Here is a 13,199-nt window from a genome sequence, read left to right as displayed (position 1 = left end):
GTGAGCCATTGTCCCATGCGGGCACATCGGTCTTCCAAATCGATCGGGACAGTGGGTGATTCTTTGTCAGATGCCGGGTGCCAGGGTGAACAACCCGACGGCCAACGCGGTCGCCAGACACATCGACGGTCCGTGTGGAACCGACACTCCCCGACGTCCGCAGGCGAGGAGCAGCACGCCGACCAGGCCGGTGAAGAGCGGCGCACCGATCGCCGCCACAAACCACGCGTCCAATCCACATGCCCCCGCCAGGCCGCCGGTGCCGAAGGCGAGCTTCACGTCCCCGGCCCCCATCGCACGCGGCGACAGCAGGTGCGCCACCAGATACACGCCGGTCAGCGCCGCCGCACCCACCACCATCGGCAGACTGCGGTCGAGTACCGCCACCGCGACAACCACCGCGGCCGCGGGCAGCGTGAGCCAGTTCGGCAGCCTGCGGTACCTGATGTCGAAATACGACAGCGCCACCATCCAGCACAGCACCGCCACCCCCGCCCCGAAAATCATGTGGGGAATGTAACGCCGCGCGGCTAGATTTGGAGTAGTGACGAGGACATCGAGGACATCGAGGACACAGTGGAGCGCGCAGGAATACAGCCGATTTGGTGACGAACGCAGTCGCCCGTTCTACGAACTTCTTTCTCGGGTGCCGGCCTCGGATCCGCGTACCGTCGTTGACTTGGGTTGCGCCAGTGGAATCTTGACCGTCGACTTGGCCCGCCGATGGCCCGACGCTTCGGTGCTGGGACTGGACTCCTCCGCCGAACTGCTGGCCACCGCACCGGCCGACCTACCCGCCAATCTGCGTCTCGAACGAGGCGATATCGCGGACTTCCGGGCAGACGGAGTAGACGTGCTGTTCACCAATGCGGCGTTGCAATGGCTTCCGCAGCACCGCGAGCTCATCACCGGGTGGGCACAGCAGCTCAATCCGGGCGGCTGGCTGGCCTTTCAGGTTCCGGGCAACTTCGGCGCGCCCTCGCATGCGCTGATGCGCCAGGTGGCCGAATCGCCGCGCTGGGCATCGCGATTGGGTGGGGTGCTGCGTGGAACCGAGAGCACTGACGGGGCCGAAGGTTATGCGCGCCTGACGCTTTCCGCCAGCCTGGTCCCGGATGCCTGGGAAACGACATATGTGCACCTGCTCGCGGGCGAGGATCCGGTGTTGCGATGGGTGCACGGCACCGGACTGAGGCCTGTCGTGTCGGCGCTCTCGGTCGTCGAATTCGCCGAGTTCGAGGCGGAATACGCCGGACTGCTGCGCCAGGCATATCCGCCTTCCGGCGACGTCACACCGTTCGGATTCCGCCGGATCTTCTGTGTGGCATCCAAGCCGGAAGTGGGTCGATAGAATCGGGCGGTGCCGGATACCAATGCCAAGGAACGCTCGCTCACCGGGCATGAGGCACGTTGGGAGCGGCATAACTCCGCCCGACAGACCCGCATCGTGGAATCTGCCGTCGCACTGCTCGACGAAACGCCACCCGGCACCGAGATTCCCGTGCAGTCAATCGCCAAGCGGGCAGAACTGGCCAAGTCCGTGGTGTACCGGCAGTTTGAGGGCCGCGAGGACCTCGATCGACGTATTCGCTCGTATCTGATGGAGGACTTCGATACGACAATCTCGTCACAGCTCGACGTCACCCGAGGTTCCATCAACGACATCGCCACCAGAACCATTCGGGCGGTGCTGGATTGGATGACCGACTACTCGCATCGCTACGAGTTCATGGGATCGGGTACCACGGACGAGGATCCCGCCGTCGATGCGGTCAGTACGGTCAAGGTGCGCATGGAGCAGCGTGTCCGCGGAGTCTTGGTCCCGATCACCGAGCTACTCGGAATCGACTACAGCCCCTTCGAATCGGTCACTTATGCGGTCGTGACGATGGTCGAAGGAACCCTCTCCCGATGGTTACGGGAAACCGACCCCGTGCGCAGTCGCACCGAGATCGTCGACGACCTCGCCAACTACGTCTGGTATGTGCTGGACGGGGCTGGGCGCTCGATGGGCGTGTCCTTGGATCCGCAGACCGAATTGATGGCCGCGATCGCCGAACTGTCAGGCGCCAACCGCTAGCGGCGCGCCCATGTGTGAACGGTCGGGCTCGCTGCGGTAGCGCGACGGACGGCCATCGATGTGCATCAGCTTCCACAGCGGGCGCACCCACCACGGCCGCATTCCGATGTCCTCGGTGAGCTTGCGCATGTCCCCGAAGTACTCGGAAAGGGTGTGACGCGCATGCGCGCTACGCCAGAAGGCCTGCCTGAAAACCTCACGCGGGATGCCGAACTCGGCGGCGAAGGACCGCGGCGGAATCATGATCTCGTTCGCCAGTAACTTCATGACAACTGGGAACAAGAGGGTGCAGAGCGCGCGCTTGCGCGCGCTCATCAACGGCATGTGTACGCGCAGGAATTCACCCGCGAAGGAGATATGCCGCGCCTCTTCGGCGACGTGGATTTCCATCGTGCGCCGAACAGCACGCGGTAGATCGACGTCCTTGCGGATCAACGACTTCTGATAATGGTCGATGGGCTCCTCGCCGCCGAGGATTCCGATGAAGAGCACCACATGGGCCCAGCCACCCGCCACGCCGATGATCGGTGACAACCTGCGGAACCACTTACGCATACCGGGGACGTCGTCACCGATGCGGTTGACCAGCTCCTGGAACATCTGGATGTGGTTGCACTCTTCGGTCATCTCGTGGAGGCAGTAGCGGAACTCCGGCGAGCCGTTCGGCAGCTTCATGAGGTACTGCATCATGCCGCGGATCAGAATGCTCTCGAAGGCAAGCCCCACCTTGACGCTATTGGCCAGTCGCCAGCGGCCGATCTCGATCTGGCGGTCGAGCGGCAGATCCCGGTACCACTGCGTGGCGCCGAGGGTGTCCAGCTCCGGGTTCAGCACCCAGCGCGGATCGTTGCGATCGATTTGGTAATCGGGCGCATCCCAGTCGATGTCTGTGAAGGGATCGAAGTGCAGACGCACCGAGCCTTCGGACAGCGTGTGCAGGGTCTGCAGGTACTCCGCGTCAAAATCGCTCGGCCCGGGGACGGTGTATAGCGGCATTGCTTCCTCCTCGAATTACCATCCAATTTACTGGGACACGGCATCCCATGCAAGACCTGATGGGACCAAAAGTCCCATGAATTTGATTCCCGCAGGTCTTACCGCCATTCGCGAGTCTGAATCTCGCGACGGCCACTGGTCGGCACAGCCGAATTTCTGACCGTTCAGCGCAGGGCGGCGGTCATCGCCGCCCGCGGCGCGGGCTGCCCGGTAAACAGCTCCACCTGGGTAAACGCCTGGTTCAGGAGCATCTCCAAACCGCCGACCACCACTGCTCCGCGGCGGTGCGCCGCCGCTGCCAGTTCGGTGGGCCACGGGTGGTAGATAACGTCGAGAATCGCGGGAGCCGCCGCCAGGGACTCCGCATAGGCGGTGGCGGCTTCTGCGGGCACGGTGCTCACCAGCACGCCCGATGACGCGCACACCGACGACAGGGCCGCATCATCGAATCTGGTCACCGATGCCGGCACACCGACCCGTTCCGCCAATTCGAGAGCACCCTGCGCCCGGGCGGCATCACGGGCCACCACTGTCAGGGACCGCACACCCATCGCCGCGAGCGCGACGATCGCCGGCCGCGCGGTGCCGCCGGCACCGACGATCACCGCTGCGTGCCCGGAGGGATCGATCCCGGCGGCACGCAGCGCCCCGGATACGCCGTCGACGTCCGTATTGTCGGCATGCCAACCATCACGCGCGCGAACCAGCGTATTGGCGGCGCCGATCAATCGCGCACGCTCGGTGCAGCTCGAGGCGGATTCCAGGGCGGCGAACTTGCCGGGCATGGTCACCGAGAAACCCACCCATTCGGGCCCGGCACCGCCCACCACATCCGGCAACTGCTCGGCCGTGCATTCGATGCGTTCGTAGGTCCAATCGGTCAGGCCTAGCGCGCGATAGGCCGCCAGATGCAGATCGGGCGAGCGGGAATGCCCGATCGGTGATCCGAGGACCGCGGCACGGCGAACGTCAGCCGTGCTCATGCTCTTCACCCGAGAGGCTCATCGCGCACTGTCCAGGATGCCGTTTTTCTTGGCCAGCTCGATATTGGCCAGGTGTTCGTTGTAATCGGCGGTGAACAACGTGGTGCCCTCTGCATCGATCGTGACGAAGTACAGCCAATCCCCCGGCTCCGGATGCTCGGCCGCCTGTAGCGCTTCCGGGCTCGGCGAAGAGATCGGGGTGGCCGGAAGACCCTGCGACACATAGGTATTCCAGAGCGTCTTGTTTTCCCGGTCGTGGTCGGTGGTCGCGATTTCTTGGCGGTCCAACGGATAGTTCACCGTGGAGTCGAATTCCAGCTTCTGATGCTTGGCCAGCCGGTTGTAGACCACCCGCGCCACCTTGGCGAAATCGCGAGGCTTGGCCTCTCGCTGCAGCAGTGAGGCCACTACCAGCACCTCGTAGGGCGACAATCCGGCCGCGTCGGCCTGCAACAGCCCCAGCCGCTGGTACTGCGCCGTACTCTCCCGGATCAGGGAGGACAGAATCTGCTCCGGCTCAGCCATCGGGTCGAAGTCCCACCGCCCCGCGGCGATCAACCCCTCGATGCGGCGATGGTCGTCGCGTACGGCGTTGACCCCGTTGGACGCCCACTCCGGGACCGCAAGCTCGGCCTGCGACGCCGTCGTGGCGGCCTGTCGCAGGTCCGATGCGGCCACACAGTGCTTGTTGCCGTCCAGATCCACACAAGAGGCACGCGCGATGAGGGTGAAGATGCCCTCGGTGATCGCGCCATTGGCCACCGCGGAGACATCGTCGACCTGACGCCCCTCGGGAATGACAAGCAGACCGACTCGGTTGTCTTGCTCGGCCAGACGTGCGACGGCTTCCTTACCCGGAATCTTGGTGCGCAGCTTGTAGAAGCCGGGCTGAATCGCGGCGATGGCCTGATTGCCTTGCGCGGCATCGGTGAACGCACTGGGGGTGGCCACCACGCCCTCATCCTTCAGGCGCTGCCCAATGACCTTGGTGGTGTCGCCGGGATGTACCTCGAATACAAAGTCCTTGACTCCGGACCCCGAATAGTCGGTCACGGGGGCATCGGCACCGAACAGGCTGTCCCACAATGTGGCTCCGCCGACGACGGCCGCGACCGTGATGATGATGACCAACGCAAGGCCTGCGAGTCCGGCGTTGCGCCGACGCCGGGCCGCTGCCCTGCGCCGCGCCCGTTCACGACGAGTCTCCCGAGGGCGAGGACCGACCGCGACCGGTACGGCCCGGCGGCCGCCTCCCCAGTCGTCGTCGGGCTCCTGGCGATCGTCCCAGTCGCGCCAGTCGCTCAACGCGTGCCCCCTTCACTGCCGCACCGGCGCCGCTGCTCAAGCCAATCCTGCAGAATGGCCACCGCTGCCGCCTGGTCGATGATGCCGCGCTGCTGACGAGACCGTACTCCTGCCTCACGCAGGGAACGCTGGGCGGTAGTAGTAGTGAAACGCTCGTCCACTAAGCGCACCGGTACCGGGGCGATTCGCACGCCCAGCTCACGGGCGAACCCCGCCGCGTCGCGCGCGGACGCCCCCGTTCCCTCACGCAGGTTGCGCGGCAAGCCGACAACGACCTCGACCACGCTCATCTCCTCGACCAACTCCACAATACGGCGAAAATCGCTGTCTTCCTTTGTATCCCGCGGAACCGTCTCCACTGGAGTGGCAAGAATTCCGTCGGGGTCGCTCGATGCGATGCCGATTCTGACGGTACCCACATCTACTCCGAGACGACGTCCTCGGCCCGGGTCGTCAGGCCCGGGCCGATCCGGGGTGGGAGCTTCGCTGTCGGGCACTCGATTCAGGCCTGGCGGATCTGTTCACGCAGCGCCTGCAGCGCCGCGTCAATGCCGGACGGATCCTTACCGGATCCCTGCGCCGTGTCGGACTTACCGCCGCCTCGACCGTCCACGGCCGATCCGATGGCGCCCACGAGGTCGTTGGCACGCAGCCCCGCATCTTGAGCGGCCTTATTGACCGACACCACGAAGGGCACCGAGCCGTCTCCGGCCGCGATCAGGGCCACCACCGCCGGGTCACTGCCGAGTCGGCCCCGGATGTCGCCGATCAGGCTGCGCAGGTCACCCGCGCCGGTGCCATCGGGTAGCCGGTGCGCTACCACGGTGACGGTGCCGACCGAAGTGCCCAGGCGTTCGGCGTTGTTCACCAATGTCGCGATGGAGGCCTTCACCGAGGCCAAACGTGTTTGCTCCAATTCCTTTTCGGCCACCTTGAGCCGATCCACCAGGGTGGCGACCCGGCCCGGAACCTCATCGGAGGGCACCTTCAGCGTCGAGGACAGCGCCGCCATCAGGGCACGCTCCTTGGAGAGGTACCGGAACGCGTCGAGCCCGACATAGGCCTCCACGCGGCGGACCCCGGAGCCCACCGAGGACTCCCCCAGCAGCGTCACGGGTCCGATTTGGGAGGAGCTCGCCACGTGCGTCCCTCCGCACAGCTCCAGCGAGAACGGTCCGCCGATATCGACCACACGCACTCGGTCGCCGTAGTTCTCGCCGAAGAGCGCCATCGCGCCCATCGACTTGGCCTGGTCCAGGTTGGTGACGAAGGTGTTGACGGGGTAGTTGGCCTCAACCGCCTTGTTGGCAACGTCCTCCACCTCTTGCCGCTGTGCCTCTGAGAGCGCTCCCTGCCAGCTGAAGTCGAAACGCAGATATCCGGGCCGGTTCAGCGAGCCTGCCTGAACGGCATTGGGACCCAGCACTTGCCGCAACGCGGCGTGCACCATGTGCGTGCCCGAATGCCCCTGAGTGGCGCCGTGGCGCCACTGCGGATCCACCGAGGCCACCACCTGATCACCCTCTACGAACTCACCGGATTCCACCGTGACCTTGTGTACGAACAGGGTTTTGGCGATCTTCTGCACATCGGAGACCTTCGCCTGCGATGTCACGTTGGTCCCGTCTCCGCGAATGGATCCGATGTCGGCGATCTGGCCACCCGATTCGGCGTAGAGCGGGGTGCGGTCCAGCACAATTTCCGCTTTGGTGCCCGCTGAGGCAACCGGCACCCGGGCACCGTCGACAAAGATGCCCAGAATCGTGGCCTGCGAATCCAATTCGTCGAACCCGGTGAATTCCGTGGGCCCCGCGTCAACAAGTTCGCGGTATGCCGTCAGGTCCGCATGGGCGTGCTTGCGCGCAGCAGCGTCGGCCTTGGCGCGCTGCCGCTGCTCGTTCATCAGATCCCGGAAGCCGCTCTCGTCCACAGAAAGCCCGGCCTCGGCCGCCATCTCGAGGGTGAGCTCGATGGGGAATCCATAGGTGTCGTGCAGGGTGAACGCATCGCTACCCGAAAGCGTGCTTCTTCCGGCCGTTTTCGTCTTGTCCGCGGCGTCCTCGAACAGCTTCGAACCGGAAGCCAGGGTGCGGTTGAAAGCGGTCTCCTCGGCAACGGCGATTCGGCTGATGCGTTCGAAGTCGGTCACCAACTCGGGGTACGACGGTCCCATCTCGTCACGGACCACAGCCATCAGCTCGCCCATCATGGGCCTTTCGACGCCAAGCAACTTGGTGGAGCGGATGATCCGGCGCAGCAGGCGGCGCAGCACATAGCCGCGGCCTTCATTGCCGGGGCTGACCCCGTCACCGATGATGATCGCCGCCGTTCGCGCGTGATCGCCGATGACGCGGTAGCGCACGTCATCCTCGTGGCTGCCTTGCCCGTACCCGCGCGGGGCGACTGCTGCCACGCAGTCGATGACAGGCCGCACCAGGTCGGTTTCGTAGACGTTGTCGACACCCTGCAGCAGACACGCGATGCGCTCGACACCCATACCGGTGTCGATGTTCTGGCGCGGCAGCGGCCCGAGGATCTCGAAGTCCGTCTTGGAGGTGCCCTCGCCACGCTCGTTCTGCATGAACACGAGATTCCAGATCTCGATGTAGCGGTCCTCGTTGGCCTCCGGGCCACCCTCGATGCCGTAGTCGGGGCCACGGTCGTAGTAGATCTCTGAACACGGGCCGCACGGGCCAGGAATACCCATGGACCAGTAGTTATCGGCCATACCGCGGCGCTGAATCCGATCCAGCGGCAACCCGGCGATTTCCTGCCACAGCCCGATGGCCTCATCGTCATCGAGATAGACGGTGGCCCAGAGCTTCTCCGGCTCGAAACCGTACCCACCCTCGGAGACCGGATTCGTCAACAGCGTCCAGGCCAGCTCAATCGCCTCGCGCTTGAAGTAGTCGCCGAAGGAGAAGTTGCCGGCCATCTGGAAGAACGTGTTGTGCCGGGTGGTGATGCCCACCTCGTCGATGTCCGGCGTGCGAATGCACTTCTGGACGCTGGTGGCTGTGTTGTACGGCGGCGTGCGCTGCCCCAGGAAGAACGGCACGAACTGGACCATGCCGGCATTGACGAACAGCAGGTTGGGGTCGTCGAGAATCACCGAGGCGCTCGGTACCTCGGTGTGACCGGCCTTCACGAAGTGGTCCAGGAATCGCTTCCGGATCTCGTGTGTCTGCATGTCGTCCTTGCGTGTAGCTGGGGGAATCTGACCGGACCACCCTACCGGTGCGCCTACCTACCGCCGGTATACGCCAAGGTCAGGAGGTACCGCCACCGAGTATCTGCTCCGTCACAATTCACCGAGCTAACCGGAAAGAGACACTCAACACACATGAATGGGCACTGACTCCGATCGCAGCAAGCGCGGCCCGTGGCCAGCTAAGGCGCGTCGCGAATCGAGCTGTCGACGGCACCACCGATGGGCGCGGTCGCCAGACCGGTGAAGGGCCCCAGGAAGGGGCTCAGCAGGATGCCGGCTCCGGCCTCCGCGGCATTACCGGCGGCGCCCGCTCCGACGTCGCGGCCGTACTGCTCCACCCACGGGTCAACCGGCGCGGGTGGCGGCGGCCCTGGATCTTCGAGGACGGGCTCAGGTCCCGGTTCGGGTTCCGGATCTGCCCACGCCACGGCGGGCGCTGCCATCACCGCGAGCGATGCCAGCAATCCCCCCGCGACCACACGCATACGTAACACCATGTCATCCAGTATGCCGAGTGTGCGATTTGTGTCGTTTTTCTGGCCAGAACCGACAAAATCCGCACACTCGATCACAACTCAGCGCTTCAGCCCACGCCGAATGATGGCGCGCAGTTTGTCCAGTCGCGACCCGATGTCACGTTCATTGCCGTGATCGGTGGGCTGGTAGTAATCAGCACCTACCAGCTCATCGGGCGGATACTGCTGCGCCACCACACCGTCGCGGTCGTTGTGCGGGTACACGTATCCGACAGCGTTGCCCAGTTTTGCGGCGCCGCTGTAGTGGCCGTCGCGCAGATGCGGCGGCACCAGCCCGGCCTTCCCCGCCCGGATGTCACCCATCGCCGCCCCTAGTGCTGCGGGAACCGCTCCTGACTTGGGCGCGGTCGCGAGGTGGATGGTGGCGTGGGTCAGGGTCAGCTGCGCCTCCGGCATCCCGATCAGTTGCACCGTCTGGGCGGCCGCCACGGCCAACGGCAACGCGGTGGGGTCCGCCATGCCGACATCCTCACTGGCCAGGATCATCAGCCGCCGGGCGATGAAGCGCGGGTCCTCCCCAGCGATCAGCATGCGCGCCAGATAGTGCAGCGCGGCGTCCACATCGGAGCCCCGGATCGACTTGATGAAGGCGCTCACCACGTCGTAATGCTGGTCACCGTCGCGGTCGTAGCGCACCGCGGCGCGATCCACCGACTGCTCGACCACTTCGACGGATATGACCGAGCCCGCGCCTTCAGCTGTTTCGGCGGCGACTTCCAGCGCGGTCAGTGCGCGCCGCGCATCGCCCGCGGCCAGCTGCGCCAGCAGGCTCAGCGCCTCGGGGTCCACGGTCACCGCACCACCGAGCCCGCGCTCATCGGCAATCGCCCGCTCGAGCACCTCGCGAATATCGTTGTCGCCCAACGGCTGCAGCTGAAGAATCAGCGAGCGTGAGAGCAAAGGCGCCACCACCGAAAAGGAGGGATTCTCCGTGGTGGCGGCCACCAGCAGCACCACCCGGTTCTCGACCGCCGCAAGCAGCGCATCCTGCTGTGTCTTGGAGAACCGGTGCACCTCGTCGATGAAGAGCACTGTCTGGCGGCCATGGACGGCGGCACGGCGCGCATCGTCGATGACCGCTCGCACCTCTTTCACGCCCGCGGACAGCGCCGACAACGCTTCGAACCTGCGCCCGGTGGCCCCCGAAATCAGGGATGCAAGAGTTGTCTTCCCTGTGCCCGGCGGTCCGTACAAGATGACCGAGGCCGCTCCGGAGCCGTCGACGAGGCGACGCAATGGCGAGCCCTGCTTGAGCAGGTGCCCCTGCCCCACCACTTCATCGAGAGTCGCGGGGCGCATTCGGACAGCGAGGGGCGCGTTCGACGCCACCCCCGCATCCACAGGGGCCACGTCGAATCCGCCCCCGGGCACGTCGAACAGGCTGTCTGACACGTCTCAGGCTTACCACGTGGGTCCGACGGGTTCAGTGCAGCCCGTCACTGGTCAGGCAGCGTGACGAAATCGATCAGTTCCTCGACACGGCCGATCAGGGCGGGCTCCAGGTCTGTCCAGGTGCGCACCTTGCCGCGGATCCGGCGCCAGGCCTCGGCAATCTCGGTCTGACTGCCATGCGGCCAGCCCAGTGCCTGGCAGATGCCGTGCTTCCATTCGATGTCCCGCGGCACGGTGGGCCAGGAATGCAGTCCGATCCGCTCGGGCTTGACCGCCTGCCAGATGTCGACGAACGGATGCCCCACCACGAGGGTGTGCTCGCCGTAGGGGCCCTTCTGCACCGTTTCGGCAATGCGTGATTCCTTCGACCCCTTCACCAGGTGGTCAACCAGCACCCCGAGCCGACGCCCCGGACCGGGCTGGAATTCCTTCACGATGGCCGCGAGGTCGTCCACCCCGCCCAGGTACTCGACGACCACACCTTCGACGCGCAGGTCGTGACCCCACACCTGCTCGACGAGCTCCGCGTCGTGACGGCCCTCGACGTAGATTCGGCTGGCCAACGCCGTGCGTGCCTTAAGACCTTGTACCGCAACCGATCCTGATGCACTCCTGGACGGCTTGGTGGGTGTGTGCCGCAGCGGCTCCTTGAGGATCACCGGCTTGCCGTCGATGAGATATCCCGGCCCCACCGGGAATCCGCGGACGCGTCCGTGCCGGTCCTCCAGATCCATCCGGCCGTACTCGATCCGCACGACCGCACCCACGAAGCCCGTCTGGGCATCCTCGACCACCAGGCCCTTTATCGCCGCGACCTCGGTCGATTGAGGACGCCGCGGAGCATGCGGGTTGCTGGACAGGATGTCGGTGCCATAGCGATCAGCCACCCGGCGATGGTAGGAACGCGTCAGCGCCGCGTCCGGCTACGACGCGCCCCTGTGACTAGACCGTGATCGGAACGGCGTGCGCGTGGCTGCGGGTGGCCACCACCGAATCGGCGAGTGCCCCCTGAACATAGAGGTCACGGGTGCGAGAACGCTGCACCTTTCCCGAGGAGGTTTTGGGCAGCTGACCCGGCTGCAACAACACGACATCGGCCAGCGCCAGCCGCGTGCGATCGGACACCGAACGCCTGATCTTCGTGACCTGCGCGGCATTGTCGTCGTCTTCGGCCTTACCGGACCGTTCGGCGGCGATCACCACCCGTTCGGTGACGTCTCCCGGGACGGAGAAGGCCACGACATTGCCCTTCCGAATTCCGGGCACGTCCTCTACCGCCCATTCCACTTGTTGCGGGTCATAGTTGCGCCCGTTGACGACGAGGATGTCCTTCTTACGCCCGGTGACGTACAGGTTGCCGTCCACGATGAACCCGCGATCGCCGGTGCTCAGCCACCCGTCGACACTGAAGGCATTGCGGGTTGCCTCCTCGTTCTCGAAGTATCCGGCCGCGACCGATGGTCCGTGAAACTGAACATCGCCGACACGTCCCTGCTCCAGCTCTCGCCCGGCGTCGTCGACGATCCGCACGCGGTGCCGGTCGTCGAGAACCTTCCCACAGCTGACGAAGGTGAGGACGTCATCGCCCACGGCGGCGGGGACCACGAGACCCTCATTCCGGTATGCCGCACCGGATATGGGCAGACGCTCGAAGCGGCTGGCGAGGCTGTCGAAGGTGATCGCGAGGGTGGCCTCGGCCATGCCGTAGGCAGGCATCACGGCCTCTTGTGTGAGTCCGTGCGGCGCGTACGCCTCGATGAAGGCATCTAGCACTTCGGCGTTGATCGGTTCGGCACCGCAACCGAAGACCCGCATGCTGGAAAAGTCCCACGCGGTCTCCCCCGTCGCGGGCGGCGCGGCCTTCTTGATCGTCAAGGCGAACGCGAAATTCGGTGCGAAAGAAACAGTTCCGCGATGGCGGGATACCGTGTCGAGCCAGATGCCCGGGTCACGCAGGAAGGCCAGGGTGGGCAGATACGTTGCCTGCAGCCCGAATAGCACCACACTCAGGAAATGTCCGATCAGTCCCATGTCGTGGTACAGCGGAAGCCAGCTCACCAGGCGCTCGGTGGGATACTTCTGCGCCTCCAGGCAGTGCAGATTGGTCAGGAATGAGTGCGCGTTGGCCCACAGCGAGGCGTCGGTCACCCGGACGGCCTTCGGTTTTCCGGTACTGCCACTGGTGAACTGCAGGAAGGTGACCTGATCTGTGGCACGCGGGGCGGCATCCACGTAATCGCCACCGGCAGTGATCGTCTCGGTATGCACGACGGCGGCCACCTGGGCACCGAATCTGGCCGACAGGTTCAGCACCTCATCGACCCACTGCGGTGCGATGAGTCCACGAGATCCGCTGGAGGACAACACTGATTCGAGAAACTCCAGGTACGCGTCCTGCTTACCCAGACTCGTCGGCGGGTACAACGGCACGGGTATGGCACCCAGCCACACGATCGCGAGGAACCCGGTGACGAATTCACGGGTGTCCGGCACCACCAGCGCCACCCGATCACCCGGCGCGATGCCCTGCGCCGCCAATGCGCCGGCACCGCGGGCCACATCACCCAGCAGCTCAGCGAAGGGCACCAACACCTCGCCGCGGTCGTCGCCGATGAATGTCAATCCGCGGGTGGTTGACGCGGCATTGGCCTGAAGCGCCGTGACCAATGACCGCGGGTTATCGATATCGAACATCG

Annotated in this window: 12 protein-coding genes; 2 read left to right on the top strand and 10 right to left on the bottom strand. The window is 65.2% G+C overall.

Annotated features, from left to right (window positions below; translation table 11 throughout):
* Window positions 1-66: 66 nt before the first annotated feature.
* Window positions 67-507 carry an A24 family peptidase gene (locus tag B4383_RS16625; protein WP_078287949.1) on the bottom strand — a complete coding sequence of 147 codons (441 nt, stop codon included), beginning with the start codon at window positions 505-507 and terminating at the stop codon, window positions 67-69.
* A 37-nt stretch (window positions 508-544) separates the two neighbouring features.
* Between B4383_RS16625 and B4383_RS16620 the strand changes: the two genes are divergently transcribed.
* Together B4383_RS16620 and B4383_RS16615 are read left to right on the top strand one after the other, a co-directional pair.
* Window positions 545-1,351 (top strand): methyltransferase domain-containing protein, encoded by an 807-nt coding sequence (locus B4383_RS16620; protein ID WP_078287948.1) that lies wholly within the window; start codon window positions 545-547, stop codon window positions 1,349-1,351.
* A 9-nt stretch (window positions 1,352-1,360) separates the two neighbouring features.
* Window positions 1,361-2,080: a TetR/AcrR family transcriptional regulator gene (locus tag B4383_RS16615; protein ID WP_078287947.1), complete on the top strand. Its 720-nt coding sequence runs from the start codon at window positions 1,361-1,363 to the stop codon at window positions 2,078-2,080.
* Here B4383_RS16615 and B4383_RS16610 read toward each other — a convergent pair.
* The 9 genes from B4383_RS16610 to B4383_RS16570 all read right to left on the bottom strand — a co-directional run bounded on the left by B4383_RS16610 (window position 2,063) and on the right by B4383_RS16570 (window position 13,197).
* Window positions 2,063-3,076, bottom strand: a complete 1,014-nt coding sequence (locus B4383_RS16610; RefSeq protein ID WP_078287946.1) for a diiron oxygenase — start codon at window positions 3,074-3,076, stop codon at window positions 2,063-2,065. The two genes, B4383_RS16615 and B4383_RS16610, sit on opposite strands and share 18 nt — an antisense overlap.
* Before the next feature lie 164 nt (window positions 3,077-3,240).
* On the bottom strand, window positions 3,241-4,059 hold the full coding sequence (locus B4383_RS16605; protein ID WP_078288214.1) for a shikimate dehydrogenase: 819 nt from the start codon (window positions 4,057-4,059) through the stop codon (window positions 3,241-3,243).
* Between the two features lie 18 nt (window positions 4,060-4,077).
* Window positions 4,078-5,364 (bottom strand): endolytic transglycosylase MltG, encoded by a 1,287-nt coding sequence (gene mltG, locus B4383_RS16600; RefSeq protein ID WP_078287945.1) that lies wholly within the window; start codon window positions 5,362-5,364, stop codon window positions 4,078-4,080.
* Window positions 5,361-5,861, bottom strand: coding sequence for a Holliday junction resolvase RuvX (gene ruvX, locus B4383_RS16595; protein WP_078287944.1), 501 nt, complete (start codon window positions 5,859-5,861; stop codon window positions 5,361-5,363). The genes mltG and ruvX overlap by 4 nt, the downstream gene beginning before the upstream one ends.
* Before the next feature lie 5 nt (window positions 5,862-5,866).
* Window positions 5,867-8,554, bottom strand: coding sequence for an alanine--tRNA ligase (alaS, locus tag B4383_RS16590; RefSeq protein ID WP_078287943.1), 2,688 nt, complete (start codon window positions 8,552-8,554; stop codon window positions 5,867-5,869).
* Between the two features lie 200 nt (window positions 8,555-8,754).
* Window positions 8,755-9,072 (bottom strand): hypothetical protein, encoded by a 318-nt coding sequence (locus B4383_RS16585; protein ID WP_078288213.1) that lies wholly within the window; start codon window positions 9,070-9,072, stop codon window positions 8,755-8,757.
* A 78-nt stretch (window positions 9,073-9,150) separates the two neighbouring features.
* The gene (locus tag B4383_RS16580; protein ID WP_078287942.1) at window positions 9,151-10,503 is read right to left on the bottom strand and encodes a replication-associated recombination protein A; all 1,353 of its coding nucleotides are present in this window, start codon (window positions 10,501-10,503) and stop codon (window positions 9,151-9,153) included.
* A 44-nt stretch (window positions 10,504-10,547) separates the two neighbouring features.
* Window positions 10,548-11,390, bottom strand: a complete 843-nt coding sequence (locus tag B4383_RS16575) for a DUF3097 domain-containing protein (RefSeq protein WP_078287941.1) — start codon at window positions 11,388-11,390, stop codon at window positions 10,548-10,550.
* Between the two features lie 55 nt (window positions 11,391-11,445).
* Window positions 11,446-13,197 carry a fatty acyl-AMP ligase gene (locus B4383_RS16570; RefSeq protein ID WP_078287940.1) on the bottom strand — a complete coding sequence of 584 codons (1,752 nt, stop codon included), beginning with the start codon at window positions 13,195-13,197 and terminating at the stop codon, window positions 11,446-11,448.
* Window positions 13,198-13,199 lie beyond the last annotated feature (2 nt).

The sequence above is a fragment of the Mycobacterium sp. D16R24 genome (genome assembly GCF_002013385.1).
Taxonomy (GTDB): Bacteria; Actinomycetota; Actinomycetes; order Mycobacteriales; family Mycobacteriaceae; genus Mycobacterium.
This window is presented reverse-complemented; position numbering and strand designations above follow the sequence as displayed.